Raw genomic sequence first — 26,955 nt, 5'->3', positions numbered from 1 at the left:
GGTCAGACCTTCGGCGCGTGGGTCTCGATCGAGATGATGCCGGAGCCGGGGTTGGTCGCCGAGACGTGCACTACGGAGAACGCGCCGGTCTCCAGATCGGCAGCACTGCCCACGTACGAGCCGTGCACGGTGCCGGTCGCGAGGGCGATCTCGGAGAGGAGCGCGGGTAGCACGGGGCCGTGGCTGCAGAGCACGGCGGGCTTGCCGGCGCGGATGCGGCGGCCGACGACGGAGCGGAGGTCGGCGACGCCCTCCTCCCAGGCGTCCTGGCTGATCTTCTCGGTGAGGACCGGTGTGCGGTCCAGGGCCTTGGCGAGCGGCGTGACGGTCTGCACGCAGCGCACCGCGTCGCTGGTGACGATCTTGCGCACGCCGAAAGCGCGGAGCGGCCCGACGATGGCTTTGGCCTGGCGCTTCCCGCGGTCCGTGAGCGGTCGGGTCGCGTCCGCCTTGTCCCATTCCGAGCGGGGCAGGGCCTTCGCGTGCCGGAGGGCGATCACCGGGAAGGTCCGCAGCACGCCGTCGTCCACCAGCGCCGCGAACGCATCGAGGATCTCGAGGTCGACGGGGTAGCTCAGCGCGGCGCGGGCCTTCTTCACGCTGACCCACTCGAGGGCGGCGATCTCGCGGTTCGGCACGAAGGTCGAGGCGCGGATCGCCGCGTCCGTGGCCTCGGCCGCCCAGTAGTGGACGACCTTCTGCTTGCGGGACGCGAGGTGGTAGCGGCTGACCCCGACCGGCACGCCGAGCGCCACCCGGATGCCGGTCTCCTCGTGCACCTCGCGCACCGCGGTCTCCGCGAGCATCTCGCCCGGGTCGACCTTCCCCTTCGGCAGGGTGACGTCGCGGTACTTCGTGCGGTGGATGAGAAGGATCCGCAGCTTGCCGTCGACCAGACGCCACACGACGGCACCGGCCGCGTACACGGCCTTGTCCGCCCACTTCGCTTCGGCCGCAGACGGCGGGAGCTGGACCTGCCGCGCCGTCATCGAACCGCCCGCGCCCGACGACGTCGCTGGATCATCCCCATGGTCGTATCCTGCAGGTCGACGAGGGGCTTGCCGTCGGCGTCCACGGCGTGACGCTCCCAGACGCCGTCGCGGCCCAGGTGCCACGACGAGGTCCGGTCGTCCATCGCCAGGTCGAAGAAGGCGATGAGCTCCTTGAGATGCGCGGGGTCCGTGACCCGGACCAGGGCCTCCACGCGACGGTCGAGGTTGCGGTGCATCATGTCGGCGCTGCCGATGTACACCTGCGGGTCGCCGTCGTTCTCGAACGTGAAGATCCGGGAGTGCTCGAGATAGCGGCCGAGGATGCTGCGGACCGTGATGTTGTCGCTGATCCCGTCGAGGTCGGTCCGCAGGCTGCAGATACCGCGCACCCACACGTCGACCTTCACCCCCGCGGCACTCGCGCGATAGAGCGCGTCGATGATCTCCTCGTCGACCATCGAGTTGACCTTGATGCGGATGTGCGCCGGCTTGCCCGCCTCGGCGATCCGGCGTTCGGCGTCGATCAGCCGGACGAGACCCTTGCGGAGGTGCAGCGGCGCGACGAGGAGGCGCTTGAACTTCTTCTCGATGGCGTAACCGCTGAGCTCGTTGAACAGCCGGGTGAGGTCCTTGCCCACCTGGGCGTCGGCGGTGAACAGTCCGAAGTCCTCATAGATTCGGCTGGTCTTCGGGTTGTAGTTGCCCGTGCCGACGTGCGAGTAGTGCTGGAGCCGGCCGTCCTCCTCGCGGATGACGAGGGCGAGCTTGCAGTGGGTCTTGAGCCCGACGAGGCCGTACACCACGTGCACGCCGGCCTTCTCCAGCTTGCGCGCCCAGACGATGTTGTTCGCCTCGTCGAATCGCGCCTTCACCTCGACGAGCGCGAGCACCTGCTTGCCCGCCTCGGCGGCGTCGATGAGCGCCTGTACGACGGGGCTGTCGCCGGAGGTCCGGTACAACGTCTGCTTGATGGCGAGCACATGCGGGTCGCGGGCGGCCTGCTCCAGGAACGCCTGGACGCTCGTGGTGAACGACTCGTACGGGTGGTGCACGAGGACGTCGGACTTGCGGATCGCCTTGAAGATGTCGGCGCGATTGCTCGACCCCGCGGGCTGGAAGGCGACGGCGGTGGTGGGCAGGTGCGGCGGATACCGCAGGTCCGGACGGTCGATCCGCGACAGGTCGAACAGTCCGCGGAGGTCGAGCGGCCCAGGGAGGCGGTACACCTCGAGGTCGGTGATGTCGAGTTCCCTGACCAGCAGGTCCATGGTGACGTCGTCCATGTCGTCGGTGATCTCGAGCCGGATGGGCGGACCGAACCGACGACGCAGCAGCTCGGCCTCGAGCGCCTGGATGAGGTTCTCGCTCTCGTCCTCCTCGATCTCCACATCCTCGTTGCGGGTGAGGCGGAACGCGTGGTGGTCGAGCACCTCCATGCCGGGGAAGAGGTCGCCGAGGTGGTTGGCGATGAGTTCCTCCAGCCGCAGGAAACGCTTGATCTCCCCGCCGCCCGGGACCTCGACGAAGCGCGGCAGCATGGGCGGCACTTTGAGGCGCGCGAACTCCTGGCGGCCGGTCCGCGCGTTGCGGATGCGGATGGCGAGGTTCAGGGAGAGGCCGGAGATGTAGGGGAACGGGTGCGCCGGGTCGACCGCCAGGGGCATCAGCACCGGGAAGACCTGCGCTCCGAAGTAGTCCGACAGTGCCCGGCGCTCGTCGTCGGTGAGATCGGACCAGTCGGTGATCTCGATGCCGGAGTCGGCGAGAGCAGGACGGACGAGCTTCGTCCAGGCGTCCGCGTGGCGGAGCTGCAGCGCGTGGGCCTCCCGCGAGATGTCCGCGAGGGCGTCGACGGGCGACCGCCCGATGTTGGTCGGCACGGCGAGGCCGGTCATGATGCGCCGTTTGAGGCCGGCCACACGCACCATGAAGAACTCGTCGAGGTTGCTGGCGAAGATCGCCAGGAAGTTCGCCCGCTCCAGCTCGGGCAGCGACGGGTCCTCCGCGAGTTCGAGCACCCGCTGGTTGAACGCGAGCCAGCTCAGCTCGCGGTCCAGATAGCGGTGGTCGGGGAGCTGCGAGTCCGGCGCCTCGACGGCGTCGTCGAAGTCGTCGTCTTCTGCGTCACCGAGTCCGGCGTCGGCGAGTGCGGGATCGATCATGGGGTACATCTAAGCACCGGCAGGTGTCGGGCGTGTGAACGACGGTCAGCGCGAGCCGACCAGGCTGTCGTCCTCGTAGACGTTGAAGCGGTACCCGACGTTGCGCACGGTGCCGATGATCTGCTCCTGATCGCCGAGCTTCGCGCGCAGCCGGCGCACGTGCACGTCCACGGTCCTGGTGCCGCCGAAGTAGTCGTACCCCCACACCTCGCTGAGCAGCTGCTCGCGGGTGAACACCCGCGAGGGGTGCGTGGCGAGGAAGTGCAGGAGCTGGAACTCCTTGTAGGTGAGGTCCAGCGGCCGGCCGTGCAGCTTCGCCGAGTAGGACTGCTCGTCGATCGTGACGCCGGAGGCCTGCACCCGCGCCGGTTCCGCGACCTCGTCCCGCCGGGCGAGGGCGAGGCGCACGCGCGCGTCGATCTCGGCGGGGCCGGCGGTGGACAGCAGCACGTCGTCGATGCCCCATTCGCCGGAGAGCGCGCTCATGCCGCCCTCGGTCACCACGAGCAGCAGCGGCGCATCCTGGCCGGTGGCCCGCAGCAGACGGCACAGCGATTTCGCCCCGACCAGGTCGTGACGGCCGTCGACGATCACGATGTCGTACTCCGGGGCGTTGATGAGCTGCGCGGGCTCCGCGGGGATCTGCCGGGTGCGATGGCTCAGCAGCTCGAGGGCGGGCAGCACCTGCTCCGAGAGCGGAGCATTGGTCAGAACCAGCACCAGGGCCACGCGCACTCCTCACCGGCGGGGGATCGACGCCGTGCCGCCATGATAGCGGCCACCGATGCGCAAGAATGGAGACATGTCAGAACCGGCACTCGCGCCCCGCAACGCCTTCACCGGCGTCATCGCGGTCTGGGCGACCGCGTTCGTCGGCAGTATCGTCATCGGGATCTTCGCTCCCGAGGAGTGGCGCATCCCCTGGATGCTGGTGGGCTTCGGGGCGGTCGTGCTGCTCTCCTTCGCCGTGCAGCTCTGGTACGGCCGCACGCAGGGTTTCATCTTCCGTGTCGCGAGCAGCGTGACCGGTGCGCTGCTGCTGATGGGGATCATCTCGGTCGGCTTCGGGCTGGCCGCCCTCATCCCCTCCTGACCCGGATCGCCGGGGGTAAGGTGGAGGTCATGGACATCATGGCGCTCGAAATCTTCTTCATCGGCCTGCTCGGCCTGGCGAGCCTCGCGATCGTTTTCGTCTCGGCCGTGGTGCTGCGCAACCTCTTCCGCGGCCAGCGCTGACGACATGATCGAACTCCCCACCGACCTTCCCGCCGACCTCGCCCCGCTGGCGTGGCTGATCGGCGTGTGGGAGGGGTCCGGGGTGATCGACTACCCGGTCGGCGAGGAGCGTCTGCAGGGCGAGTTCACGCATCGCGTCAGCTTCAGCCACGACGGGGGGCCGTTCCTCAACTATGCGGCCACGGCGACCTTCGTCGGTGACGAGGGTGCGCCCGCCGTCCCGCTGACCGCCGAGTCCGGTTTCTGGCGTCTGGCGCGTCCGGCCGCGGCGACCGACGCGGGACCGGCGCTGCTGCCGCCGACGGCGACGCCCGTCGCCCGCACGGTCGACGACGTGGAGGCGCTGCGGTCGGCCAACGGCGCGTTCCCGCTCGAGGTGTCGCTGGCGCGCTCGGACGGCATGCTCGAGTACTACCTCGGCGAGATCAACGGACCGCGGGTCGACCTCGCGTCGGACGCGATCGTGCGCGGCGCCGGCGCCAAGGACTACGGCTCCGCCTCGCGGATGTACGGACTCGTCGACGGGCACCTGCTGTGGGCGTGGGACATCGCCGCCCTCGGCACACCTCTGCGGGCGCACGCCTCGGCGCGTCTCGCCCGCGTCTGAACGGAGCACACGGTGAGCACCAGCGTCTTCGACGGCGTCCCCGGCGCGACAGCGGGGGAGCGCGGGATCGCCCACTTCGGCGATCCGTTCCGGGAGCAGCGCCGCCTCGCGGCCGGAACGGCGATCGCGCCCCTCGACGACCGGACGGTCATCGAGGTGTCCGGCCCCGAACGCCTGCCCTGGCTCGACTCCATCACGTCGCAGGCGGTGGTTCGCCTGCGCGCGGGGGAGAGCACCGAGCTCCTCGTCCTCGATCCGCAGGGACGGGTGGAGCACGCGGCGGGCGTGCTCGACGACGGCACCTCGACCTGGCTCCTGGCGGACGCCGGCGATGCCGAGGGGCTCGCGACGTGGCTGACGCGGATGAAGTTCCGCACCCAGGCCACGGTCGAGCTGCGCCCCGACCTCGCGCTCCTCGGCTTCGTCGACGGGGGTCCCGCGGCCGAGCGCGTGCGCGGCCTCGACGACGCCCGGATCTGGGTCGACCCGTGGCAGCAGGTCGCCGTCGGCGGGCATCAGTACGCCGACGTGGCCGCGCACCCCGGGGCCGACCTCGCCTGGCGGGTCGCCATCGTGCCCGAGACGGTGGCGCGGGCGCTCGCCGCGGAGCTCGATCGGGAGGACGCCGCTGGTCTCCTCGCCGCTGAAGCGCTGCGCATCGCCGCCTGGCGTCCGCGGCGGGCGGCCGAGGTGGACGAGCGGTCGCTGCCGCACGAGTCGGACTGGCTCCGCAGCGCTGTGCACCTGAACAAGGGCTGCTACCGCGGGCAGGAGACCGTCGCGAAGGTGCACAACCTCGGTCATCCGCCGCGGCGGCTCGCCCTGCTCCAGCTCGACGGCAGCGACGCCGTGCTTCCGGAACCCGGAGCCCCGGTGTTCGCGGGCGACGACGAGGTCGGGCACATCACCTCCTCCGCGCGGCATTATGAGGACGGGCCGATCGCCCTCGCCCTCCTTTCCCGCCGCGCTCCCGTCGGCGACCTCGTCGTCCGGGCCGAGGGGATCGACATCGCCGCGTCCCAGCAGATCATCGTCCCGGCCGACGCCGGCGCCACCGCGGACATCCCGCGGCTGACGCGGCTGTCCCGCCGACCGACGGCACCCGATCCCCGCGACGCCGGCGTCTGAGCCGACGGGAGCCGGTCAGCCGTTGGCGTCCGAGCCGCCGGCCGAGCGCTGTGCGGCGAGCTCCGCGATCCGTGCTCGGGCCAGGAACCAGCCGCCGATGAGCGCAGGGATCAGCACGCCGAGGCTGGCGACGGTCCAGGTGCCCGTCGGATAGTCGAAGGCCATGAGCACGACGACGGACGCGAGGAACGCCAGCGTCAGGTATGAGGTGTAGGGCGCGCCGAAGAGGCGGAACGACGGTCGTTCGACGAGGCCGCGCCGCGAAAGCCGGTACAGCCGGAGGTGGCAGAGGATGATGGTCGCCCAGGCCGCGATGATCCCCAGGGCGGACAGGTTCAGCACGATCTCGAAGGCCTGGGTCGGAACCACCGCGTTCAGCAGGACACCGGCGAGGGCGAACACCGCGGTGAGAAGGATGCCCACGACGGGCACGCCGCGACGGCTCATCCGGCCGGTCGCCCGTGGTGCGGCGCCCGAGGCCGCGAGCGAGCGGAAGACCCGCCCGGTCGAGTAGAGGCCAGCGTTCAGCCCCGAGACCGCGGCGGTGATCACGATGAAGTTCATGGTGCTGCCGGCCACCGCTCCCACGTCCGGCCCTCCCACGTGCGAGAAGAACGTCACGAACGGGCTCTCCCCGGCGCGGTACACCGTGTACGGGAGCAGGAGGGCGAGCAGCAGGACCGATCCGACGTAGAACACGGCGATGCGCAGGATCACCGAGTTGACGGCCCGGGGCATCACCTTCTCCGGGTTCTCGGTCTCGCCCGCGGCGGTGCCGACCAGCTCGATCGAGGCGTAGGCGAAGACGACTCCCTGCATCACGATCACGGCGGGGAGCACCCCTTCCGGCGCGAAGCCCCCGTGTGCGGCGAGCATCGCGACTCCCGTCGGTCCCTGATCCGTCTGCCAGCCGGCCGCGAGAAACACCACGCCGATCACGAGGAAGAGGGCGAGCGCGGCGACCTTCACGAGCGAGAACCAGAACTCCATCTCGCCGAACAGCCGGACCGAGACGAGGTTGAGGCCGACGACGACGATCAGGGCGATCAGTGCGAGCAGCCACTGCGGGACGACGCGGAACGCCGACCAGTAGTGGACGTACAGGGCCACGGCCGTGGAGTCGACGACCGCGGTCATGCCCCAGTTCAGCAGGTACAGCCAGCCGGCGGCGAAGGCCAGCTTCTCGCCGTAGAACTCCCTCGCATACGAGATGAACGATCCGGAGGAGGGGCGGTGGATGACGAGCTCCCCGAGGGCGCGAAGGATGAAGAAGGCGAACACGCCGCACACGAGGTACGAGACGGCCAGCAGGGGACCCGCGGCGTTCAGGCGTCCTCCCGCCCCCATGAACAGTCCGGTCCCGATCGCGCCCCCGAGGGCGATCATCTGCAGATGCCGTGCCTTCAGCGCGGTCCGGTAGCCGGACTGCTCGTGGGCGAAGTCCTGTGCCGACGTCAGGACGTCGCCGAGTCGTTCGCGGTCGTTCTCCTGTGCCTCCGCGGATCCTTCCGCCTTCGCGTTCTCGGTGGTCATCGCCTCTCCTGCCCTGGGAACGCATGGCGATCGAGTCGGCGCACGCGTCGGTACGGCCCGCCGCGTACGACGCTAGCGGTGCGCAGGCCCGGGGTGAGGTGCGCACCGGTATACAGCAGGAGTGCGTCCTCGCGGGGTGCCGTCAGGCCGGTGCCACGGCCTCCCACGGCAGGGTGAGCTCACCCAGTCGCCAGCGGCTCCGCCCGCCCTGCACGGGCCAGCCCTGCGCGCGCAGCGCGGCCACCGCGGCGAGGAATCGCTGCGTGGCGCCGAAGGTCGACAGCGGAGCGGCGCGCTCCCACTCTCGGTCCAGATCGACCAGCAGCGCGTGGATGCGCTCGCCGGGGACGTTGCGGTGGATGAGCGCCTTGGGCAGCCGCTCCGCCACGATGCTCGGGACCTCGAGCTCGCGAAGACGGAGGGACACCGTGAAGCGGACCGGAGTACCCAGCGGATCCACGTCCACCCAGCTCGCGACGCGTCCGATCTCGTCGCACGTCCCCTCCACGAGCAGCCCGTCCGGAGCGAGGCGGTGCGCCATCGTCCGCCAGGCGGCGGCGACCTCTTCCTCGTCGTATTGCCGCAGGACGTTCATCGCCCGGATGACCGCGGGCCGCCGACCGCCCGGGAGCGGCACCTCGAACCCGCCGCGGCCGAAGGAGACGCGGAGGTCGGCGGGGAAGGGGCTCCGGCCGGCCTTGACCTCGGCGAGCTGCTGCTCCGCGGTCGCCACCCGGTCCGGATCGAGCTCGAGACCGCGCACCTCCGCATCCGGCCGTACGCGTCGCAGCCGTGCGGCCAGCTCGAACGCGGTGACCCCGCTCGCTCCGAAACCGAGGTCGACGACGAGCGGGTCCGCCGCACGACGGAAGGCGGGGGAGGCGGCGATCCAGCGGTCGTTCCGACGCAGCCGGTTCGTCCCGGTCGTGCCGCGGGTCGGCCGACCGAGGGGAGATGACGCCATACGTCCATCCTCCCTCCTTCGCCGCCGTGCCCGCTCCGTACCCCGGATAAACTGACGACATGACTGCGAAGCGCACCCTGATCCTGCTCCGCCACGGCCAGAGCGAGTGGAACGAGCTGAACCTCTTCACCGGCTGGGTGGATGTCCGCCTGACCGAGCAGGGCAAGAGCGAGGCCCGTCGCGGCGGTGAGCTCCTCGCCGAGTCCGGCATCCTGCCCGACGTGCTGCACACGTCGCTGCTGAGCCGGGCGATCCAGACCGCCGACATCGCGCTGGATGCCGCCGACCGGCTGTGGATCCCGGTGAAGCGCTCGTGGCGGCTCAACGAGCGCCACTACGGGGCTCTGCAGGGCAAGGACAAGGCGCAGACGCTCGAAGAGTTCGGTCCTGAGCAGTTCCAGCTGTGGCGACGCTCGTTCGATGTGCCGCCGCCCCCTCTGGACGACGCCAGCGAGTTCAGCCAGGTAGGCGACGCCCGCTACGAGGGCATCGACGGCGAGGTGCCGCGCACGGAGTCGCTGAAGCTCGTCATCGACCGCCTCCTTCCCTACTGGGACGCGGAGATCGTTCCCGACCTCGACGCCGGCAAGACCGTGCTCGTGACGGCGCACGGCAACTCGCTGCGCGGCCTCGTCAAGCACCTCGAGGGCATCAGCGACGACGACATCGCCGGCCTCAACATCCCGACCGGCATTCCGCTCGTGTACGAGCTCGACGAGAACAACGCGCCGACCGGTCCCGGTCGCTACCTCGACCCGGAGGCCGCCGCCGCCGGTGCCGCGGCCGTCGCCGCCCAGGGCAAGAAGTAACCGAGACCCCGGTTTCACGCCGAGACCCCCTGCTGCAGGCGACTGCAGCAGGGGGTCTCGGCGATAAGGCGGGGTTTCGGTCAGGCGTGGCCGAGCTGCTCCTGCTGCTCCACCGCGAGGGCGATGTCTTCCTCCTCGACGTGCCAGTCGCCCGTCGCGAGGTAGACCACCTTCTTGGCGACGGCGACCGCGTGGTCCGCGAAGCGCTCGTGGTACCGGCTGGCGAGCGTCGCATCGACCGTGGCGACGGCCTCGCCCTTCCAGTTGTCGCTGAGCACCTTCTCGAAGACGCTGGCGTGCAGCTCGTCGACGTCGTCATCGGCGTTGCGGATCGCGTCCGCGAACTTCAGGTCCTGGGTACGGAGGAGCTCCGTGAGCGTGCGGGAGATCTCCACGTCGAGCTCGCCCATCTTCACGAACGTGCCCTTGAGGCCCTTCGGGATCGCGCGCTCCGGGAAGCGCAGGCGGGCGAGCTGGGCGATGTGCTCGGACATGTCGCCCATCCGCTCCAGGGACGCGCTGACGCGGAGCGCCGTGACGACGATCCGGAGGTCGCGCGCGACCGGCTGCTGGCGGGCGAGGATCTCGATGGCCTGCTCGTCCAGCGCGACAGCGAGCTCGTCGATCTTCGCGTCGTCGGCGATGACCTCCTCGGCCAGCGCGACGTCGCTCGTGGCGAACGCGCGGGTGGCCTTGTCGATGGAGACCGTGACGAGCTCGGCGATCTCGACGAGGCGGGACTGCAGGTCCTCGAGGGACTGGTGGAAGACTTCGCGCATGGTGGGCGCAACCTTTCGTTCGGATCCCGGCTGACGGTCCAGCGCGGGGCGGCGGGGCGTCCGCAGGGGGAGGGCTGCGCGCGCGCAGGCCTGAAGCGATTGTCTGCTCCGAAGGTTAACGAACGGTGCCCGGCGAGTGAATAGTACGTCTCCGCTCCCCGGGATGGCGCGGGAACCCGCCGGATCGACGGTGAACGCGCTCTACGCTGGAGTCATGACCCTGCCGCAGCTCGCGCTGTCCTCCCTCGCCATCGGGTTGGCGATCGGGGTGGGCCTCTCCCTCCTGGTCGTCTGGGCCTATCGGGCGCGGGCGCGGGCGGAGGAGGAGACGTCGATGACGATCCCGACCGGGATCACCGACGTGCTGCGCAGCATGGATGACGCAGCGTGCGTGGTCGACGTCTCCGGCCTCGTGCTCGCCACGTCGAAAGCCGCCGCGCGGTTCGGGATCGAGGTCGGATCGACGCTCGAGAACCCGGAGCTCCGGCAGCTCGTGCGGGGCGTCCGCTCGACGGGGGAGACGGCGACCGAGTCCCTGCGCATCACCCGCGGCGGTCTCAGCCTCGACCCTCGCCTGGTGTCGGCCAGGGCGAGCGCGATCGGCACGCGCCTGGTGCTCCTCATCATCCGCGACGTGACCGAGCAGGAGCGCCTGGACCAGATGCGCCGGGACTTCGTGGCCAACACCAGCCACGAGCTCAAGACGCCGGTCGGGGCCGTGAGTCTGCTCGCGGAGGCCATCGAATCCGCCGCCGACGACCCTGCCCAGGTGCGGGCGTTCGCGTCCCGGATCTCGGCGGAGGCGGGCCGCCTCGGTCAGCTCACCGGACGCATCATGAGCCTGTCCCGGCTGCAGGCGGAGGACGGGCTGACCGAGGTCGCCCCGGTCTCGATCGACGAGGTCATCGCCTCCTCGATCGAAGCCCACGTCGTGCAGGCCGACTCCGCGGGTGTGGAGCTCGCCCGCGGCGGCGATCGCGGGGTGTGGGTCCGCGGCGACGCGCAGATCCTCATCGAGGCGGTCGGCAACCTGATCGCCAACGCCATCGTCTACTCGCCCCGCGGCTCCCGCGTGGGCGTCGGGGTGAAGGCCGACGACGACGTCGTGGAGATCGCCGTGTCCGACCAGGGCATCGGGATCGCCGAGGCCGATCGCGAGCGCATCTTCGAGCGGTTCTATCGCGCGGATGAGGCCCGCTCCCGGCGCACCGGCGGCACCGGCCTCGGGCTGTCCATCGTCAAGCACGCCACCCAGCGGCACGGGGGAGAGGTGCGGCTGTGGTCGCGCCCCGGCCGCGGGTCCACGTTCACCATCCGCCTGCCCCGGATCGATGCTCCCGCGAACGCCGGACAGGGCAAGAAGAGCAAGAAGAAGCGCGCGCGCAAGGCCGCCCCCGCGACCGGGGCGACGCGCGTCCGAAACGGAGAGACCGCATGACCCGCATCCTTCTCGTCGAAGACGAACCCGACCTCGCCGACCCGCTCGCGTATCTGCTCCGTCGCGAAGGCTACGAGGTGGAGATCGCCGAGGACGGCCCCGGTGCCCTCACGGCGTTCCGGGAGCGCGGCGCCGACATCGTGCTGCTCGACCTCATGCTCCCGGGGATGCCCGGGACGGAGGTGTGCCGTCAGATCCGCTCCACCTCGGCCGTGCCGATCATCATGCTGACGGCGAAGGACTCCGAGGTCGACATCGTCGTGGGGCTCGAACTCGGAGCGGACGACTACATCACCAAGCCCTACTCGTCGCGGGAGCTCCTCGCCCGGATGCGGGCGGTGCTGCGACGGGTCGTGCAGGCCGAGGGTGAGTTGGACGAGCGGGTGCTGGAAGGCGGGCGCGTCTCGCTCGACATCGATCGGCACACGGTGTCGGTCGCCGGCGAGCAGATCAACATGCCCTTGAAGGAGTTCGAACTCCTCGAGGTGCTCATGCGCAACTCGGGACGCGTGCTCACGCGCGGCCAGCTCATCGACCGCGTGTGGGGGAGCGACTACTTCGGCGACACCAAGACGCTCGACGTGCACATCAAGCGCATCCGCTCGCGGATCGAGGAGAACCCCAGCGAGCCGGTGATGCTGGTCACGGTCCGAGGGCTGGGCTACCGCTTCGAAGGCTGAGGAGACGCGAGAGGCCGGCACCCACGGGTGCCGGCCTCTCGCGTCCCCGGGGACTCAGTCCTGAGGAGCGAGGTCCGAGTAGTACGGCAGTGTGCCGTCGAGGACCGGGATCTCGGTCGTGACGCCGGCGGAGTCGCCGGACTGGAAGTGCATCGCGACGGTGGCACCGGGCATGGTGTCGAGCCCCGTGATCTCCACGGGCTCCTCGTCGGCGCCGAAGCTGACGGTCCCGCCGGCCGGCACGGTGATCATGAAGGGATCGCCGCCCTCCAGCGAGACAGTGAGGGTGGCGCGGTCCTGCGACGGGTTGACGACGGCGCCGACGAAGTTGCCGACCGTGCCGTCCTCGTTCGCGATGATCAGGGCGTTGCGCACGGCGATGGGGCCGTCCTGATCGGAGACGTTCACGCCGTCGGAGGCCGCGTACTCGATCTTCGTCGACTGCGGCGTGATGAACGTGCACCCGGTCGCGCCGAGCAGAACGAGGGCGCTGATGGCGGCAGACGCGACAAGGCGCGATTTCACGGGTCCTCCTGAGGTCCGACGGGATATCCCTCCCCATTCTATGGGTAAGTCGGGAGCGCGCAGGGAACGGGGAGCGCGAACCTTAGCGCATATCCCCTGTGGTATCCTTGAGGTTGCCGAAAGGACATGTTTTTATGCTTTTTGAGGTTGGCGAGACCGTCGTCTATCCGCACCATGGCGCTGCGACCATCATCGAGGTCAAGGAGCGCATCATCAAGGGCGAGGCGAAGAAGTACCTGAAGCTCAACGTCACGCAGGGCGATCTCATCATCGAGGTCCCGGCCGAGAACGTCGACCTCGTCGGCGTCCGCGACGTGATCGGCAAGGAGGGCCTCGATCACGTGTTCGAGGTGCTACGCGCGCCGTTCACCGAGGAGCCCACCAACTGGTCGCGCCGGTACAAGGCGAACCTGGAGAAGCTCGCGTCCGGCGATGTCATCAAGGTGAGCGAGGTCGTGCGCGACCTCTGGCGCCGCGACCAGGACCGCGGCCTGTCCGCGGGCGAGAAGCGGATGCTGGCCAAGGCCCGGCAGATCCTCATCTCGGAGCTGGCCCTGGCCGAGAAGATCGACGAGGACAAGGCGGGCGCACTGCTCGACGAGGTCCTCGCGTCCTGAGACGTCCTTCACGGAAGGCGGGTGCTGCGGCACCCGCCTTCTGTCGTCTCCGCGGGTAACGTGAAGCTGTGAGCATCCTCCCCGTCCCGCATACCGCGATCATCGTCGTCGCCGCCGGTTCCGGCACCCGTCTCGAGGCCGGAGCGCCCAAGGCGTTCGTCGGCATCGACGGCCGCACCATCCTGCGGCACGCCCTCGACGGCGTGTTCGCGGCGGCACCCCTGCAGGTCGTCGTCGTCGCGCCCGCAGGCTACGAGGGCGACGCGCAGACCGAGCTGCTCGCGGCCGCCGGCGATCGTGCCGACCTGGGCCGCGTGGTCACCGGAGGCGCGACGAGGCAGGAATCCGTCGCCGCCGGACTCGCGGCGCTGTGGGGGGACGTGCGCACAGTGCTCGTGCACGACGCTGCGCGCGCGCTGACCCCGCCCGAGGTGATCGACGCCGTGGCGGAGGCCGTGATCGGCGACGCCGGCGCCGTGCCGAGCCTGCCGGTCGTGGACACGCTCAAGCGGGTCGCGGACGGTCTCGTCGTGGGCACCCTGGATCGTGCGGAGCTCGCGGCCGCGCAGACGCCGCAGGGGTTCCCTCGTGGCCCGCTGGAAGCGGCGTACGCGGAGGCGACGGCTCAGCGTGTCGAGTACACGGATGACGCGGCGCTCTTCGCCGCGGCGGGGCACGCGGTGCGGCTGGTGCCCGGCTCCGAGCGTTCGTTCAAGATCACCACCCCTGCCGATCTGGAGCGCGCCCGCCTGCTCGTCGCGACCGCGCCCGCCACGCCTTCCGTTGCGCCTCGGACGTCGGCCGTCGTCGGGGGCGCGCCCCGCGTGGGCATCGGCACGGACGTGCATGCGTTCGGCGGCGACGGACCGCTGTGGCTGGCCGGGCTGGAATGGCCGGGGGAGCCCGCGCTCTCCGGGCATTCGGACGGGGACGCGGTCGCCCACGCGATCGTCGATGCCCTGCTCGGCGCCGCCGGGCTCGGCGACATCGGCGAGCACTTCGGCACCGCCCATCCGGAGTATGCGGGGGCCCACGCCGACGTCTTCCTCTCCCGTACCGCGGAGCTCCTGGCGGAGGCGGGCTTCGCGATCGGCAACGTGTCGGTCCAGTTCCAGGGCAATCGTCCGCGCTTCAGCGCACGTCGAAAGGAGGCCGAGGCGGTTCTGTCGGCGGCGCTCTGGGGTGCTCCGGTGGCTGTGACGGCCACCACGACGGACGGCCTCGGCTTCCCCGGGCGGGGCGAGGGAATCGCGGTCACGGCCGTCGCGGTCGTCATCCCGCGACCGGAGCGGGGTCTCTCAGCGCCCGCCGAGTAGGCTTGAGCGGTGACTCTCCGCCTCTACGACACCCGCGCACAGCTGCTGCGCGACTTCGTGCCTCTCGATCCCGAGAACATCACGATGTACGTGTGCGGACCCACCGTGCAGTCCGGCCCGCACATCGGCCACGTCCGGGCGGCCCTGAGCTTCGATCTCCTGCGCCGCTGGCTGACGCACCGTCACGGCCGCGTGACCTTCGTGCGCAACGTCACCGACATCGACGACAAGGTGCTCGCCAACGCCACGGAAGCCGAGCCGTGGTGGGCGCTCGCCTATCGGATGGAGCAGGAGTTCGCCACGGCCTACGCCGGCATCGGCATCCTGCCGCCCACGTACGAGCCGCGGGCGACGGCCTCCGTCCCGCAGATGCAGGAGCTCATCGCGCTGCTCATCGACCGGGGCCACGCGTACCCCGCTCCTGACGGGTCGGGCGACGTGTACTTCGATGTGCGCTCCTGGCCGTCCTACGGCGATCTCACCCATCAGTCCGTGGACGCGATGGAGGCGGCGCAGGACGCCGACCCGCGGGGCAAGCGCAACCCCCAGGACTTCGCTCTGTGGAAGGGCGCCAAGTCCGACGAGCCCACCGACGCGACGTGGGCGTCGCCGTGGGGGCCGGGGCGCCCGGGCTGGCACATCGAGTGCTCGGCCATGGCGAAGCGATACCTCGGCGCGGAGTTCGACATCCACGGCGGCGGTCTGGATCTGCGGTTCCCTCATCACGAGAACGAACTGGCGCAGTCGACCGCAGCAGGAGACGGCTTCGCCCGCTACTGGGTGCACAACGGCCTCGTGACCGTCGACGGCCAGAAGATGTCGAAGTCGCTCGGCAACTTCACGCTCGCGCGGGACGTGCTCGCGGAGCGAGACCCGCTGGTCGTGCGCTACGCCCTCGCCGCCGCGCACTACCGGTCGAGCCTCGACCTGTCGGAATCGTCCTGGACCGAGGCGGAGGCGGCGCTCGGCCGCATCCGCTCGTTCCTCGATCGCGCATTCCGGGGGGCCGAAGAAGGGTTCGCTGGCGGTGACGCGCAGAGCCTGCCCGCCGCTTTCGTCGAGGCGATGGACGACGACCTCGGCGTGCCCCAGGCATTGGCCGTCGTCCATGAGAGCGTGCGGGCCGGGAACTCGGCTCTCGACGCAGGTGACACCGCGGCGGCTCTGGACGCGGCGCAGGCGGTGCTCGCCATGACCGGTGTGCTCGGCCTCGTGGAGGACGCAGGCTCCCGGAAGGCCGGGGATGCGCAGGCAGCGGCGCTCGACGCGCTGGTGCAGGAGATGATCGCGCAGCGCGCCACCGCGCGCGCGGAGAAGGACTGGGCGGCGGCGGATCGCATCCGAGACGCGATCGCCGCCGCAGGAATCACGCTGGAGGACACTCCGGCCGGAACTCATTGGAGTATCGATGGCTAAGCCAGGGCGCCCCGGCGCGAGCAAGGGAAACAAGAAGGGCCCCACCAAGGGCACCGGCGGTCTCGGGCGCAAGGCGCTCGAGGGGCGTGGCCCCACGCCGAAGGCGGAGGACCGCGCGTGGCACCCCGCCGGTAAGCGCAAGGCCGCGGCCGAGCGCTACGCGGCTGCGGGCGGCAAGGGCAAGCCCGGAGGGCGTCCCGCCTCCGGAGGCAACCCGAACCGCAGCGCCCGGTCGAAGGACAACACCACCGACACCGAGACGGTGACCGGCCGCAACTCCGTGCTCGAGGCGCTGCGCGCGAAGATCCCGGCGACGGCGATGTACATCGCGCAGCGCGTCGAGATGGACGACCGCGTCAAGGAGATGCTGTCGATCGCGACCCACCGCGACATCCCGGTGCTCGAGGTCACGCGTCAGGAGCTCGACCGCATGGCCGGCTTCGACGGCGTGCACCAGGGCGTGGCCCTCAAGGTGCCGCCGTACGAGTACGCGCACCCGCAGGACCTCCTGGAGCAGGTCATCGATCGCGGCGAGACGCCGCTGTTCGTCGCCCTCGACGGGATCACCGACCCTCGCAACCTCGGTGCGATCATCCGCTCGACGGCGGCGTTCGGGGGCCACGGCATCATCCTGCCGCAGCGCCGTTCCGCCGGGGTGAACTCGGCGGCGTGGAAGACCAGTGCGGGCGCGGCTGCGCGCATCCCGGTCGCGCTGGCCTCGAACCTCACCACGCAGCTCAAGGAGTTCAAGAAGCAGGGCGTGTTCGTGCTCGGACTCGACGGCGACGGCGACGTCTCGCTGCCGGCGCTGGAGCTGGCGGACCGCCCCGTCGTCATCGTCGTGGGCTCGGAGGGCAAGGGCCTGTCTCGCCTCGTGACCGACACCTGCGACCAGATCGTCTCCATCCCCATCTCCGCGGCGACCGAGTCGCTGAACGCGGGAATCGCGGCCTCGGTCGCGCTGTACCAGGTCGCGACCGTCCGCGCCGCGGACTGACCGAGAGGAATACGCATGGCCCGCATCATCGTCCTGGGAGGAACCGGCTACGCCGGACGCCACATCGTCGCGGAGGCGGTGAGTCGTGATCACGCGGTCGTCGCCATCTCGCGTTCGACTCCGGCGGATCCGGTCGCGGGTGCCGCCTACGTGCAGGGGTCCGCGCTCGACCCCGCGACGCTGACCGAGGCGTTCGCGGGTGCCGATGCCGTGGTCTCCGCGCTCTCCCCGCGCGGCGACATGGAGGACCGTGTCCTGGAGGCGCTGACGAACGTGGTCGGGCTGCTCGACGGCACCGAGACCCGGCTCGGCGTCGTGGGCGGCGCGGGCGGCAGCCTCGTCGCGCCCGGTGGCCCCCGACTGTTCGATCAGGGGTTCCCGGAGGAGTACAAGCACGAGGCGCAGGTCGGCATCGACTCCCTCGCGCTCCTGGAGCGCACCGCGGACAGCCTGGACTGGTTCTTCGTCCACCCGGCCGAGGTCTTCGGGCCGTGGGCGGAGGGCGAGCGCACCGGCCACTACCGGGACGGTGGTGACGTGCTCGTCCGCGACGAGGACGGGAAGTCGTACATCTCCGGGGCGGACTTCGCCGTCGCCATCGTCGACGAGATCGAGCAAGCCAACCACCACCGCGAGCGGTTCACCGTCGGGTACTGACGCCGTCGGGCGCGGCGCCGACGTGCGGGCACGGTCTCAGACGAGGTCGCGCCAGTCCACCTCGTCGTCGTCGCTGAGCGCCAGCGTGCCGGTGACGACGGGGAGGCCCATCGTCTCGGTCGGCGGCCCCATGATGGTGGCCTCGTCGCGCCGGTGGCGGAGCACGTCGTTGATGTAGCTCGTCAGCACCTCCGCGAGGGCCACAGAGCGTCCCTGCGCCTGCGACAGGTACCAGCGGTGCTCCAGCACCTGGTGGAACACCTCGGCCGGCTCCAGCTTGGCGCGCAGGTCGTAGGGGATGGCTCGCACGACGGGCTCGAAGACGCGCGTGAGCCACTCGTGCGCGTACATCTCCTCGTCCGCCCACTGCTTGGTGGAGCGGGCACGGAACTCGTCGAGGTCGTTGAGGAGCCGCCGGGCCTGGTTCTCCTCGACGTCGAGACCAGTGAGACGGATGAGCCGGCGCTGGTGGTGCCCGGCATCGACGACCTTCGGCTGGATCTCCACCACGGTGCCGTCGGCGGTCGTCGACATCGACATCTCGTCGATGTCGAAGCCGAGGGCGTTGAGCCGCTCGACGCGTTCCGTGATGCGCCAGGTCTCGGCGGCGGAGAACGATTCCTGCGCGGTGAGCTCGGCCCACAGCGACCGGTAGGACGACACGATGCCGTCCGCGATGGCGACGGCGTCGACGCCGTGCTCCAGGCGACCGCCCGCGGCGAGGTCCATGATCTCGCCGGCGATGTTCGTGCGCGCGAGGTCCAGGTCGTAGGCGCGCTGTCCGTCCGTCAGGCCCTCCTCGTGCAGCTCTCCGGTCTCCGCGTCGACGAGGTACGCCGCGAAGGCTCCGGCATCCCGGCGGAACAGGGTGTTGGAGAGCGAGACGTCGCCCCAGTAGAAGCCGACGTTGTGCAGGCGCACGAGCAGCAGCGCCAGCGCGTCGACGAGGCGGGTGGCCGTGTCCGGACGGAGCACCCGGGTGAACAGCGCCCGATAGGGCATCGAGAAGCGCAGATGCGAGGTGACCAGTGCCGCGGGGAGCGGCGCCCCCGACGCGTCGGTGCGCCCCGCGATGACCGCGACACGTTCCACGCACGGTACGTCGAGGCGCGCGAGGTTGCCGAGCATCTCATACTCACGCCGCGCCATCTCGGTCGTCGTCTCCTTGACGGCCACGACGCGACCCGAGAGGTCGGCGAAGCGGACGAGGTGGCGCGAGAGGCCCTTGGGGAGGGAGACGATGTGCTCGGACGGCCACTTCTCCAGAGGCGTCGACCAGGGCAGAGCGAGCAGACCGGGGTCGACCGTCTTGGCCGTGATCCGGAGGGATTCCTGCATGGGGGCTCCTGAGGGTGCCGGGGAAACGACGCGGCGCGGGCGACCGAAGTCAGCCCGCGCCGCGGTGGAGGTGTCCGATCAGGCCGAGACGACCGGCTTGTCGTTCAGGCGGTCGCCGGACTCGAGGTCGAAGGCGTGCACGTGGCCCGGGTTCGCGGCGAGGGTGACGGTCTCCCCGGCGTTCGGGTGGTTGCGGCCGTCGACGCGGGCGACCAGGTCGGTGCGCTTGCCGTTGATCTCCGTGTGGCCGTACAGGTAGCCGTCGGCGCCGAGCTCCTCGACGAGGTCGACGACGACCGACAGGCCCTGGCCGTCGGCCGGGCCGACGGTGATGTCCTCGGGGCGGACGCCGACCGTGACCTGCGAACCGTTGGCGCGGCCCACGGTGTCGCGGTCGAGCGGGACGATCTCGGTGCCGAAGCGCACGCCGCCGTCGGCCAGGTCGGCCGAGAACAGGTTCATCGCGGGCGAGCCGATGAAGCCGGCGACGAAGACGTTCTCCGGCTTCTCGTACAGGTCGCGCGGCGAGCCGACCTGCTGGAGCAGACCGTCCTTGAGCACGGCGATGCGGTCGCCCATGGTGAGCGCCTCGGTCTGGTCGTGCGTGACGTAGACCGTGGTGACGCCGAGACGACGCTGCAGCGAGGCGATCTGCGTGCGGGTCTGGACACGGAGCTTCGCGTCGAGGTTCGACAGCGGCTCGTCCATGAGGAAGACCTGGGGCTGACGGACGATCGCGCGACCCATGGCGACACGCTGACGCTGACCACCGGAGAGGGCCTTCGGCTTGCGGGTGAGGTACTGCTCCAGGTCGAGGAGCTTCGCGGCCTCGAGGACCCGCGCGGCGCGCTCCTCCTTGCCGACGCCGGCGATCTTGAGCGCGAAGCCCATGTTCTCGGCGACGGTCATGTGCGGGTACAGCGCGTAGTTCTGGAACACCATCGCGATGTCGCGGTCCTTCGGCGGCACGTCGGTGACGTCGCGGTCGCCGATGAGGATGCGGCCGGAGTTGACCTCTTCGAGGCCGGCGAGCATGCGGAGGGAGGTGGACTTACCGCAACCGGAGGGACCGACCAGGACGAGGAACTCGCCGTCTCCCACCTCGAGGTTGAGCTTGTCGACAGCCGGACGGGTGCCGCCGGGGTACAGGCGGGTGGCCTCGTCGAAAGTCACAGATGCCATCGTGTTTCTCCTTCACCGGCAGGTACGTGCCGGACGATCCGTAGTGAATGAAGCGGCGGAGCGACCCGCCGTGACCCTTCATCGGGTCGGAATCAGTATGGCACGAACCCTCGCACCTGGGTATTTCTCAGCCTCACTGGTTAGCATCGAACCCGGCCGTGCGCAGCGGCGATCACCGCCCGACGGTGGTCGGGGCCAACCCGGACCCCCTGAGACTCAAGAGGAACGATGTCGAGCGACGAAACGCCGAACGTCCCCGCCCCTCGCACTTCGCGCGAGGCCGTGCGGGAGAAGGCACAGAAGGTGCACGCCCAGCAGTCGCGGGCGCGTCTCATGCGACGGATCATCATCGGTGCGGTCGCGATCATCGCGGTCGGCGCGATCGGGACCGCCGTGACGCTCGCCGTGACCTCGCAGACGTCCAAGCCGCAGCTCAGCCCGACCGGCATGGAGGCCGACGGCGTCGTGGTGACCGACATCGCGTCCGCGGCGATCGCCGGTACCGCTTCCCCCACGCCGGACCCCGAGCCCAGCGAGGCCGGCACCAGCGAGACGCCGTCGCCCGAGCCGTCGGCGGCAGGTGCTGTCGAGGTCCACGTGTACGTCGACTACCTCTCGCCCGACGCGGGCAAGTTCGAGCGCGCCAACGCCCGGCTGCTCGCGCAGTGGATCGAGGACGGTGCCGCGACCGTCAGCTACCACCCGGTCGCTCTCCTCACCGCCAGCTCCAACGGCACCAAGTACTCGCTGCGTTCCGCCGCGGCCGCCGCCTGCGTGGCGACGCACTCGCCGGACCAGTTCTACGCGTTCAACCACGACCTCCTCGACGACCAGCCCGATGTGGGCAGCGACGGGATGTCCGACGAGGAGCTCGCCAATCTCGCGGGCGCCGTCGGCGTGGACAACGCCAAGACCGTGCGCTCCTGCATCCAGGACGGCGACTACGTCAGCTGGGCGAAGGAGGCGACGACCCGCGCGCTCGAGGGGCCGCTCCCCGGCTCCGACGACCTCGTGCTCACCGCCGCCCCGATGATCGTCGTCAACGGCGAGGCCTACGTCGGCGCGCTGGACGACCCGCAGGAGCTGTCGACGTTCGTCATGTCGGTCGCCAGCGAGGCCTACTACGAGTCGGCGACTCCGACGCCGACCCCGACGGCCATCTCGGCACCCGCGGAGTAGTCCGCCGCGTGTCCCCGCCATCGCTAAGCTGTGATGGCATCCGCCGACTTGGCGCAATTGGTAGCGCACCGTACTTGTAATACGGGGGTTACGGGTTCGAGTCCCGTAGTCGGCTCCACACACGAAGGCCCGCGTCCCTAGAAAACACAGGGGATGCGGGCCTTCGTCGTTGCTAAGCGAGAAGCCCTGCCCACGATTTGCCCACACTCTGCTTCTTCGCAGCGGTGGCGAGGCTCTCTGCAACGGCGTCGAGGTCGTCGTCGAAGAGGTCGGCGTAGACGTCGAGGGTGATGCTCGCCGACTCGCGGCCGAGCATCCGCTGCAGCGCCTTGATATTGGCACCGGCGGCGACCGCGAGGGAGGCGGCGGTGTGTCGGAGGTCGTGCGCCGTGATGCGAGGGAAGGTCGCATCGACGGCTTGCAGGCGGGAGATTGCGCCGTCGAACCAGCCGTTTCCGAACCGGGGCGGGCGCAGATGGGCAATGCCGTCACCGAACAGTAAATCGTCTGGTCCCTTGCCAAGTGCGCACCGCTCGAGCAGCGGGACTAGGAACTTCGGGAACGGCACCGATCGCAGCTGCCACGTCTTCGGCGTGCCGACGCGGATCACACCGTTGACCTGCACGGCGTTCTCCTCGACGTGCAGCCTGTGGCGAAGGAGGTTGACGTTGCGGACCCGGAGCGCGGCGGCCGCGCCCCATCGGAGTCCGGTGTACGCGAGGGTGAGCACGAGCTCTGGCCGCGACGACTCGGCGGACAGGCGGTGCACCTGGTCGTGGCTGAGATAGACCCGGCCGGCCTTTCGCTTCGGTTTGCGGGGGAGGTTCTTGAGGCCGCGCGCGGGATTGCGTGAGATGCGGCGATCATCGACGGCTGTGTCGAGGATCCCGGCGAGGACGCCTAGCGCGCGGAGTGCGACGGTCGCGCTTCGTCCCTTCGTGCCGTCGGGCCTGTCCTGGGTGAGCTCGATCGCCCACGCCTTCACTTCGGAGGGCAGGATGCCGCCGACCTCTCGGCCGCCCCATCGCGGTTCGACGTGCAGGCGCCACGCGATCGGGAGTTGAGCGTACGCCGAGGGTTTCAGGCTCGCCTTCCCTGCGAGCCACGTCGGGTAGAGCTCGGCGATCATGGTGCGCGCGTGTGAGGGGTCGAGGTACTCGCCACGGGCCTTCGACATGGTGACCGATGCGAGGAAGAGCTCGGCCTCCTTCTTCGTCTAGGTCAACGCCAGCGACATCGCCCGACTCGGGGAGGAAGCCGCGCGCGAAAAGTACGGAGACCGCGCCGGAAGCGGTGCCTACCGCATGGACGTGTCCGAGGCTGCGACGCTGCAGACATACCCGGCACCGTTCCCCTTCCAGGGGTCGCGCGGAAAGCAGTTCCTGCAGATCGGCAACGCTGTCCCGCCCCTGCTCGCCTTCGCCATCCTCCAGGCGCTGATCGCCCCGGTCGAGACGCGCAAGCAGGAACCCGTCATCGAGCGCATCGTCGTCGAGGCGGATCCCACCGTCGCCGCTTTCGCACAGCTGAAGGCGCGGGCCGCGGAGAAGGCCGAACGTGCCTTCGCTCGCGCCGAGGAGCGCCTCGCGCAGGCCCTCAAGGGCTACGACCGTGAGGTCGCCGCTCACGAGAAGCGCGGTGACGGATTCTTCCCGGAGTCCTACATCGTCGCGCGCCGAGAGGCCGTGCTCGCGCGGAAGTTCCACGAGTCCAAGCGAGCCGCGCTCGCCACCGCCCGAGCCGAGATGACGGCCGAGACGCTGGGGGTTTTCTGATGGGCAAGATCCTGCCGCTCAGCGCCCAGCCGACGCCGCTCCCGCGCGAGCGCCGCTACGTCTGCCTGCCCTGCAAGACCCCCTACATGTGCGCGAAGAGCCGCGCCTGTCAATGCCACTCGATGGAGGAATCGCATGGGTGTTCACGTTCCCAGGAGGGTGCTCGCGAAGCTCGACGCCGAGCACGGTCGCGCGTGCGTGATGACCGGCACCCAGACCGCGCGCATCGTCCCGCAGCACCGCCAGGGCGGCATGGGCGGCCGCGCCGACAAGCACCAGCTGATCAACCTCGTCTGGCTTGACTCGATCCTGAACGGCTTTCTCGAGTCCGACGCCGAGTGGGCGGCGCACGCTCTCGCCTGGGGCGTCAAGGTGCCGCTCTGGGTGAAGGACGTCGCCGACGTTCCCGTCTACTTCGCCGCCGAGCTCACCTGGTACGCCCTCGTCGGAGAGACGCGCACGCCGATGTCCGCGATCGTCGCGCTCGACACGATGCTCGAGATCTACGGCGACGACTACCTGCTCTGGAAGGCCGTCGCCGACGGCACCGCCCGCGTGCACGCGCTCTATCTGCGATCGGCAGGCTGACATGGCCGACGACAACGACAAGCCGGAGTGGGTGGCCGACCGCGGGCGTCGATCGGCCTCGCTGGTGTCGCTGTCGTCTTTCTCGATCTTCGGCTCATTCATCCGTGACGGATGGGGTTGCCATGACCGAACACACCGACACTGAGCCCTCGTCGACTGTCGACCGAGTCGCGCGCAGCGCGAACCGGTGGACGTGGTTCTCGAGGATCCTGTTCGGGCTCCTCATCCTCGCTTCGATCGGCTTCGCGGTGTTCTCGTCGATTGCGAGCACCGCGAACCGCGAGGAACTCGCCTACGTCAAGGACCGGCTCGCCCAGTCCGAGACGCAGGGCCAGGCGCTCGCGGACCAGATCAGTCTGGGCGAGACACCCGTCGTCGACCCCGCGCCCGCACCGAGGCCGACCGCTCCCGTCGTCCTAAACGGCCGCGACGGGAAGGACGGGGCGGACGCGCCGCCGCCGACCGCGGCGCAGCTGCAGGCCGCGGTCGCGGAGTGCTTCACCACCGGGGCATGCACCGCACCGGCCGGCGACAAGGGCGACCAAGGGGCACCCGGAGCCGACGGCAATGACGGGGCAGACAGCACCACCCCCGGGCCGACCGGTCCCGCCGGGCCAGCAGGTCCGGCGGGACCGTCCGGCTTCACGGCGACGCCCGTGTGGCTCGCCGCCGCCGAGAGCGAAACCGAGATCCCGGCCATCCGACAGGCCGTGATCTACATACCCACACCCACTGAAGGAGAACCCGCACCATGAGCAAGCTCACCGACCCTGCCTGGTGGAAGGCCGCAGTCCTGCGCGCCGTCTACACCGCGATTGCCATCGCGGTCCCGTACATCGCCGCCGCGCAGTTCGCCTTCGTCCCGTGGCTCATGGCCGCATCGGCCGCCACGGTCGGAGCGATCCTCTCGTTCGCGACATCGCTCTTCGGCCTGCCCGAGTACGAGGGCGTCGACCTGCCCTGGTGGCTCGCCGCGCTCGAACGCGTCGCGAAGACCTTCGGCCAGTCCCTCGCCGCCGGACTCACCGGAGCGGTCCTTCTCTCGGACGTCGACTGGCCGGTCGTGCTGCAAGCCGCTCTCGGAGCCGCGTTCATCTCGCTGCTCCGACTAGTCCTTGCAACCCTCCCGGCAGATCCGACGCGCGCGCCGAAGATCACGCCCGAGCGGACCGAAGACGGCACCTGGGCGGACATACCGAAGGCTGAGCCCGACCTCGGTGCCCTCGTCCGAGACCACCAGGAGAGCATGTTCTCCTGAGTGCCAGAGTCGAGTAGACCCCCACCCAGCCTCCGGCGGGTGGGGGTCTTTCGTCGTTGGGCCGACAGCTTAGTTGCAATTCGGCGCGAGTTCGTATGCCGTGGTTCCTTCTGCTGTGCTTTTGAGACCCCCGGGCGTCTCGTAATTCACTCGCATCCGTTGGGCTATGCCGGTCTGTCCCTCGAGCTTCACCACTACGACAACCGAGTAGTGCTGTCCTGCTTCCAGTCGAGCGGATTCGGCGGGGATTCTCTCGTCCCACAGGCCCCCTACCTCATCGCTGAGGGCCGCGACCGGCTGAGCGCCAATCGCTGTTGCTCCGTCTCTGAGCGCTATCACCGATGCGGAGCCTACGGTCTTCAAGCCCGCTGAGTCGAGCAGCTCCACGGACGAGACGGTGACGTCTGACTCGGCCTTCACGGTCTCTCCTAGAGCAATGTCCTCGTTGTTGGCAGCGGGTATGCAGAGCGTTCCCACGTCGCCCCCCATGGCAAGGTACGCGGGTCCTGAGGGGGTGCACGCGGTGAGCACCAGTGTGGCCGCCGCCATCGCGGCGGCAGCCACACGGTTCGGGTTCCGTGAAGTCATGTCTACTTCACTACTAGAGTTCCGGGCGTCGCTCCTGGGTATCCCTGGGATCCGCACAGTGACTTGGCTGCAGTGAACTTGATCGTCACCTTGCTCGTGGTGGAGTACCCCGTCTTTGCGCTCAGATCGAATCCGACGTAGGCCGAAACGTCGGCGCCGCCCGAGATGGTCTGTGCCGTGGAACTCGAACGAGTGAATGTGGATCCGGACACATAGCTCGTGCAATATGAAGCGCTGACAGACGCGGTGCTCGTGGAGGTTCCTCCCACGTGAGCAACGGGACGCAGCGAACGTGACTGTTCCCCGGTGCCCGTGCAAACGGTTTTGAAGACCTTGTACTGGAACTGTGTCTTAAAGGCGCGACCGCCCGATCCCGTGAGCGCGGGCCACGTCGTTGACGTGGAGCTTGCCCTGCTCACGCTGACGCTCCCGCTCGCGCCCCAGGATCCGCTCGGCGTCTTCACTGCAACGCCAAGTGTCGAACTCTGCGACGACGAATATGAGAATGAGGCGGAGAATCCACTAGTCGCCGATGACCCGACCCTGCCCACCTGCACCCAGTAGTTGCCTGCAACGCCCCCGTCTATCTGTCCGCAGGCCGCCGCCGCAGCTGCGATCGAAGATGACGATGATTGCTTCGCCGCTGTCGCCTGCGCATTGAACTCCTGCGAAGAAACAGACGCTTCGATGTCGAGGGACCGGACGCCCGCCCGCAGGTTCTCTTCTTGGGCGAACGAATAGTCCGAGATCAGGGACCCGTCCGGGCCGTACACCAACGCCTGATAGTTGACCGCTCCGTCCGCCCGGACGTTTCGTGCGGCCAATGCCGTATCGACCGGGACGGAGAAGCGGCCGTCCCTCCCCGTCGTTCCGACGCCGACTGGGGTCATAGGTACGGGATCGCCTTCGTTCAGGGCGGCGAGGACCTCGTTGCTCGGCCAGGCCGAGATCTGCACGGTCGCTCCGTCCAATGACACGCCGTTCGAACTCTCGACCACCCCAGAGAACTCTGGGGTCACCGGATTGGCGTTGTCCGCCATCGCCGGGGAAGCGACCATCGCCCCGACCAATCCCATCACCGCAGCAGCTGCAGCAGATCTCTCGAACACTGCTTCCTCCGATCGATCGCCATCCCCGTTGGAGGCGCTTACATGGAGAGGTTATTTGCGGCCACCGCTACCGTCTGTAGGC

The 26,955-nt window shown here is 69.7% G+C and carries 28 protein-coding genes and 1 tRNA gene; 17 read left to right on the top strand and 12 right to left on the bottom strand.

Annotated features, from left to right (window positions below):
• Positions 1 to 2 precede the first annotated feature (2 nt).
• Genes WFJ36_RS11965 through WFJ36_RS11955 form a run of 3 tightly spaced genes read right to left on the bottom strand, consistent with a single transcriptional unit; the run spans position 3 to position 3,883 of the window.
• Positions 3 to 989 (bottom strand): NUDIX hydrolase, encoded by a 987-nt coding sequence (locus tag WFJ36_RS11965; protein WP_336643342.1) that lies wholly within the window; start codon positions 987 to 989, stop codon positions 3 to 5.
• Positions 986 to 3,154: an RNA degradosome polyphosphate kinase gene (locus tag WFJ36_RS11960; RefSeq protein WP_071328846.1), complete on the bottom strand. Its 2,169-nt coding sequence runs from the start codon at positions 3,152 to 3,154 to the stop codon at positions 986 to 988. Before WFJ36_RS11960 ends, WFJ36_RS11965 begins: the two co-directional genes overlap by 4 nt.
• A gap of 45 nt (positions 3,155 to 3,199) precedes the next feature.
• Entirely contained in the window at positions 3,200 to 3,883 is a 684-nt protein-coding gene (locus WFJ36_RS11955) for a winged helix-turn-helix transcriptional regulator (RefSeq protein ID WP_060923071.1), read from the bottom strand.
• A gap of 73 nt (positions 3,884 to 3,956) precedes the next feature.
• On the opposite strand from WFJ36_RS11955, the gene WFJ36_RS11950 reads away from it, so the two are divergent.
• The 3 genes from WFJ36_RS11950 to ygfZ all read left to right on the top strand — a co-directional run bounded on the left by WFJ36_RS11950 (position 3,957) and on the right by ygfZ (position 6,125).
• On the top strand, positions 3,957 to 4,247 hold the full coding sequence (locus WFJ36_RS11950; RefSeq protein WP_062636289.1) for a hypothetical protein: 291 nt from the start codon (positions 3,957 to 3,959) through the stop codon (positions 4,245 to 4,247).
• A 147-nt stretch (positions 4,248 to 4,394) separates the two neighbouring features.
• On the top strand, positions 4,395 to 4,997 hold the full coding sequence (locus WFJ36_RS11945; RefSeq protein ID WP_292788366.1) for an FABP family protein: 603 nt from the start codon (positions 4,395 to 4,397) through the stop codon (positions 4,995 to 4,997).
• A gap of 12 nt (positions 4,998 to 5,009) precedes the next feature.
• Entirely contained in the window at positions 5,010 to 6,125 is a 1,116-nt protein-coding gene (gene ygfZ / locus WFJ36_RS11940; protein WP_336643341.1) for a CAF17-like 4Fe-4S cluster assembly/insertion protein YgfZ, read from the top strand.
• 15 nt (positions 6,126 to 6,140) lie between these two features.
• Here the strand turns inward: ygfZ and WFJ36_RS11935 are convergent, their stop codons facing one another.
• Together WFJ36_RS11935 and WFJ36_RS11930 are read right to left on the bottom strand one after the other, a co-directional pair.
• The gene (locus WFJ36_RS11935; protein ID WP_336643340.1) at positions 6,141 to 7,658 is read right to left on the bottom strand and encodes an amino acid permease; all 1,518 of its coding nucleotides are present in this window, start codon (positions 7,656 to 7,658) and stop codon (positions 6,141 to 6,143) included.
• 142 nt (positions 7,659 to 7,800) lie between these two features.
• Positions 7,801 to 8,622 (bottom strand): class I SAM-dependent methyltransferase, encoded by an 822-nt coding sequence (locus WFJ36_RS11930; protein ID WP_336643339.1) that lies wholly within the window; start codon positions 8,620 to 8,622, stop codon positions 7,801 to 7,803.
• A gap of 59 nt (positions 8,623 to 8,681) precedes the next feature.
• On the opposite strand from WFJ36_RS11930, the gene WFJ36_RS11925 reads away from it, so the two are divergent.
• Positions 8,682 to 9,431 (top strand): phosphoglyceromutase, encoded by a 750-nt coding sequence (locus WFJ36_RS11925; RefSeq protein WP_292788374.1) that lies wholly within the window; start codon positions 8,682 to 8,684, stop codon positions 9,429 to 9,431.
• Positions 9,432 to 9,511: 80 nt separating this feature from the next.
• Here the strand turns inward: WFJ36_RS11925 and phoU are convergent, their stop codons facing one another.
• Positions 9,512 to 10,210: a phosphate signaling complex protein PhoU gene (gene phoU, locus WFJ36_RS11920; RefSeq protein WP_025104304.1), complete on the bottom strand. Its 699-nt coding sequence runs from the start codon at positions 10,208 to 10,210 to the stop codon at positions 9,512 to 9,514.
• Positions 10,211 to 10,424: 214 nt separating this feature from the next.
• Between phoU and WFJ36_RS11915 the strand changes: the two genes are divergently transcribed.
• Both WFJ36_RS11915 and WFJ36_RS11910 read left to right on the top strand, forming a co-directional pair.
• Complete coding sequence (locus WFJ36_RS11915; protein WP_071329120.1) at positions 10,425 to 11,648, top strand: sensor histidine kinase; 1,224 nt, start codon at positions 10,425 to 10,427, stop codon at positions 11,646 to 11,648.
• A complete protein-coding gene (locus tag WFJ36_RS11910) occupies positions 11,645 to 12,328 on the top strand; it encodes a response regulator transcription factor (protein ID WP_071328841.1) in 684 nt (227 codons plus the stop codon). The genes WFJ36_RS11915 and WFJ36_RS11910 overlap by 4 nt, the downstream gene beginning before the upstream one ends.
• A gap of 54 nt (positions 12,329 to 12,382) precedes the next feature.
• Here WFJ36_RS11910 and WFJ36_RS11905 read toward each other — a convergent pair whose 3' ends face one another.
• On the bottom strand, positions 12,383 to 12,853 hold the full coding sequence (locus WFJ36_RS11905) for a DNA modification methylase (RefSeq protein ID WP_071328840.1): 471 nt from the start codon (positions 12,851 to 12,853) through the stop codon (positions 12,383 to 12,385).
• A 134-nt stretch (positions 12,854 to 12,987) separates the two neighbouring features.
• On the opposite strand from WFJ36_RS11905, the gene WFJ36_RS11900 reads away from it, so the two are divergent.
• The 5 genes from WFJ36_RS11900 (at position 12,988) to WFJ36_RS11880 (ending at position 17,856) form a co-directional block, all read left to right on the top strand.
• Complete coding sequence (locus WFJ36_RS11900; RefSeq protein WP_045255828.1) at positions 12,988 to 13,470, top strand: CarD family transcriptional regulator; 483 nt, start codon at positions 12,988 to 12,990, stop codon at positions 13,468 to 13,470.
• Positions 13,471 to 13,538: 68 nt separating this feature from the next.
• On the top strand, positions 13,539 to 14,786 hold the full coding sequence (gene ispD, locus WFJ36_RS11895; protein ID WP_336643338.1) for a 2-C-methyl-D-erythritol 4-phosphate cytidylyltransferase: 1,248 nt from the start codon (positions 13,539 to 13,541) through the stop codon (positions 14,784 to 14,786).
• A gap of 9 nt (positions 14,787 to 14,795) precedes the next feature.
• Positions 14,796 to 16,202 carry a cysteine--tRNA ligase gene (cysS, locus tag WFJ36_RS11890; protein ID WP_336643337.1) on the top strand — a complete coding sequence of 469 codons (1,407 nt, stop codon included), beginning with the start codon at positions 14,796 to 14,798 and terminating at the stop codon, positions 16,200 to 16,202.
• Positions 16,195 to 17,199, top strand: a complete 1,005-nt coding sequence (gene rlmB, locus WFJ36_RS11885) for a 23S rRNA (guanosine(2251)-2'-O)-methyltransferase RlmB (RefSeq protein ID WP_071328837.1) — start codon at positions 16,195 to 16,197, stop codon at positions 17,197 to 17,199. The genes cysS and rlmB overlap by 8 nt, the downstream gene beginning before the upstream one ends.
• Before the next feature lie 15 nt (positions 17,200 to 17,214).
• Positions 17,215 to 17,856 (top strand): NAD(P)-dependent oxidoreductase, encoded by a 642-nt coding sequence (locus WFJ36_RS11880; protein WP_071328836.1) that lies wholly within the window; start codon positions 17,215 to 17,217, stop codon positions 17,854 to 17,856.
• A gap of 36 nt (positions 17,857 to 17,892) precedes the next feature.
• Here the strand turns inward: WFJ36_RS11880 and WFJ36_RS11875 are convergent, their stop codons facing one another.
• Together WFJ36_RS11875 and WFJ36_RS11870 are read right to left on the bottom strand one after the other, a co-directional pair.
• Entirely contained in the window at positions 17,893 to 19,194 is a 1,302-nt protein-coding gene (locus WFJ36_RS11875; protein WP_336643336.1) for a DUF4032 domain-containing protein, read from the bottom strand.
• A gap of 78 nt (positions 19,195 to 19,272) precedes the next feature.
• Positions 19,273 to 20,376, bottom strand: coding sequence for an ABC transporter ATP-binding protein (locus tag WFJ36_RS11870; protein ID WP_060921924.1), 1,104 nt, complete (start codon positions 20,374 to 20,376; stop codon positions 19,273 to 19,275).
• Positions 20,377 to 20,604: 228 nt separating this feature from the next.
• Between WFJ36_RS11870 and WFJ36_RS11865 the strand changes: the two genes are divergently transcribed.
• Positions 20,605 to 21,555 (top strand): DsbA family protein, encoded by a 951-nt coding sequence (locus tag WFJ36_RS11865; RefSeq protein ID WP_336643335.1) that lies wholly within the window; start codon positions 20,605 to 20,607, stop codon positions 21,553 to 21,555.
• A 42-nt stretch (positions 21,556 to 21,597) separates the two neighbouring features.
• Positions 21,598 to 21,673 (top strand) — tRNA-Thr (locus tag WFJ36_RS11860).
• Positions 21,674 to 21,727: 54 nt separating this feature from the next.
• Here the strand turns inward: WFJ36_RS11860 and WFJ36_RS11855 are convergent.
• On the bottom strand, positions 21,728 to 22,732 hold the full coding sequence (locus tag WFJ36_RS11855; RefSeq protein ID WP_336643334.1) for a tyrosine-type recombinase/integrase: 1,005 nt from the start codon (positions 22,730 to 22,732) through the stop codon (positions 21,728 to 21,730).
• Positions 22,733 to 22,790: 58 nt separating this feature from the next.
• Between WFJ36_RS11855 and WFJ36_RS11850 the strand changes: the two genes are divergently transcribed.
• The 4 genes from WFJ36_RS11850 to WFJ36_RS11835 all read left to right on the top strand — a co-directional run bounded on the left by WFJ36_RS11850 (position 22,791) and on the right by WFJ36_RS11835 (position 25,176).
• Positions 22,791 to 23,330 carry a DNA cytosine methyltransferase gene (locus WFJ36_RS11850; protein WP_292788564.1) on the top strand — a complete coding sequence of 180 codons (540 nt, stop codon included), beginning with the start codon at positions 22,791 to 22,793 and terminating at the stop codon, positions 23,328 to 23,330.
• A 135-nt stretch (positions 23,331 to 23,465) separates the two neighbouring features.
• The gene (locus WFJ36_RS11845) at positions 23,466 to 23,918 is read left to right on the top strand and encodes a hypothetical protein (RefSeq protein WP_336643333.1); all 453 of its coding nucleotides are present in this window, start codon (positions 23,466 to 23,468) and stop codon (positions 23,916 to 23,918) included.
• A gap of 122 nt (positions 23,919 to 24,040) precedes the next feature.
• A complete protein-coding gene (locus WFJ36_RS11840) occupies positions 24,041 to 24,673 on the top strand; it encodes a hypothetical protein (RefSeq protein WP_336643332.1) in 633 nt (210 codons plus the stop codon).
• Positions 24,670 to 25,176: a holin gene (locus WFJ36_RS11835; RefSeq protein WP_336643331.1), complete on the top strand. Its 507-nt coding sequence runs from the start codon at positions 24,670 to 24,672 to the stop codon at positions 25,174 to 25,176. Before WFJ36_RS11840 ends, WFJ36_RS11835 begins: the two co-directional genes overlap by 4 nt.
• A 69-nt stretch (positions 25,177 to 25,245) precedes the next feature.
• Here WFJ36_RS11835 and WFJ36_RS11830 read toward each other — a convergent pair whose 3' ends face one another.
• Entirely contained in the window at positions 25,246 to 25,764 is a 519-nt protein-coding gene (locus WFJ36_RS11830; protein ID WP_292788508.1) for a hypothetical protein, read from the bottom strand.
• Positions 25,765 to 25,766: 2 nt separating this feature from the next.
• The gene (locus tag WFJ36_RS11825) at positions 25,767 to 26,873 is read right to left on the bottom strand and encodes a hypothetical protein (protein WP_336643330.1); all 1,107 of its coding nucleotides are present in this window, start codon (positions 26,871 to 26,873) and stop codon (positions 25,767 to 25,769) included.
• Between the last annotated feature and the right edge of the window lie 82 nt (positions 26,874 to 26,955).

This window comes from Microbacterium sp. MMO-113 (assembly GCF_037148555.1).
GTDB lineage: Bacteria > Actinomycetota > Actinomycetes > Actinomycetales > Microbacteriaceae > Microbacterium.
Note: the sequence above shows the minus strand (reverse complement) of the source record. Positions and strands in the feature narration are given on the sequence as shown.

Excerpts from the sequence above, each read along its gene's own strand:
- WFJ36_RS11870 (WP_060921924.1), bottom strand. The coding sequence starts at position 20,376 with ATGGCATCTGTGACTTTCGACGAGGCCACCCGCCTGTACCCCGGCGGC.
- WFJ36_RS11960 (WP_071328846.1), bottom strand. The coding sequence starts at position 3,154 with ATGATCGATCCCGCACTCGCCGACGCCGGACTCGGTGACGCAGAAGAC.
- WFJ36_RS11865 (WP_336643335.1), top strand. The coding sequence starts at position 20,605 with ATGTCGAGCGACGAAACGCCGAACGTCCCCGCCCCTCGCACTTCGCGC.
- rlmB (WP_071328837.1), top strand. The coding sequence starts at position 16,195 with ATGGCTAAGCCAGGGCGCCCCGGCGCGAGCAAGGGAAACAAGAAGGGC.
- WFJ36_RS11930 (WP_336643339.1), bottom strand. The coding sequence starts at position 8,622 with ATGGCGTCATCTCCCCTCGGTCGGCCGACCCGCGGCACGACCGGGACG.
- WFJ36_RS11880 (WP_071328836.1), top strand. The coding sequence starts at position 17,215 with ATGGCCCGCATCATCGTCCTGGGAGGAACCGGCTACGCCGGACGCCAC.
- WFJ36_RS11910 (WP_071328841.1), top strand. The coding sequence starts at position 11,645 with ATGACCCGCATCCTTCTCGTCGAAGACGAACCCGACCTCGCCGACCCG.
- WFJ36_RS11845 (WP_336643333.1), top strand. The coding sequence starts at position 23,466 with ATGGGTGTTCACGTTCCCAGGAGGGTGCTCGCGAAGCTCGACGCCGAG.
- phoU (WP_025104304.1), bottom strand. The coding sequence starts at position 10,210 with ATGCGCGAAGTCTTCCACCAGTCCCTCGAGGACCTGCAGTCCCGCCTC.
- WFJ36_RS11935 (WP_336643340.1), bottom strand. The coding sequence starts at position 7,658 with ATGACCACCGAGAACGCGAAGGCGGAAGGATCCGCGGAGGCACAGGAG.
- WFJ36_RS11945 (WP_292788366.1), top strand. The coding sequence starts at position 4,395 with ATGATCGAACTCCCCACCGACCTTCCCGCCGACCTCGCCCCGCTGGCG.
- WFJ36_RS11925 (WP_292788374.1), top strand. The coding sequence starts at position 8,682 with ATGACTGCGAAGCGCACCCTGATCCTGCTCCGCCACGGCCAGAGCGAG.
- WFJ36_RS11835 (WP_336643331.1), top strand. The coding sequence starts at position 24,670 with ATGAGCAAGCTCACCGACCCTGCCTGGTGGAAGGCCGCAGTCCTGCGC.
- WFJ36_RS11900 (WP_045255828.1), top strand. The coding sequence starts at position 12,988 with ATGCTTTTTGAGGTTGGCGAGACCGTCGTCTATCCGCACCATGGCGCT.
- WFJ36_RS11915 (WP_071329120.1), top strand. The coding sequence starts at position 10,425 with ATGACCCTGCCGCAGCTCGCGCTGTCCTCCCTCGCCATCGGGTTGGCG.
- WFJ36_RS11830 (WP_292788508.1), bottom strand. The coding sequence starts at position 25,764 with ATGACTTCACGGAACCCGAACCGTGTGGCTGCCGCCGCGATGGCGGCG.
- WFJ36_RS11950 (WP_062636289.1), top strand. The coding sequence starts at position 3,957 with ATGTCAGAACCGGCACTCGCGCCCCGCAACGCCTTCACCGGCGTCATC.
- WFJ36_RS11965 (WP_336643342.1), bottom strand. The coding sequence starts at position 989 with ATGACGGCGCGGCAGGTCCAGCTCCCGCCGTCTGCGGCCGAAGCGAAG.
- WFJ36_RS11875 (WP_336643336.1), bottom strand. The coding sequence starts at position 19,194 with ATGCAGGAATCCCTCCGGATCACGGCCAAGACGGTCGACCCCGGTCTG.
- WFJ36_RS11840 (WP_336643332.1), top strand. The coding sequence starts at position 24,041 with ATGACCGAACACACCGACACTGAGCCCTCGTCGACTGTCGACCGAGTC.
- WFJ36_RS11855 (WP_336643334.1), bottom strand. The coding sequence starts at position 22,732 with ATGTCGAAGGCCCGTGGCGAGTACCTCGACCCCTCACACGCGCGCACC.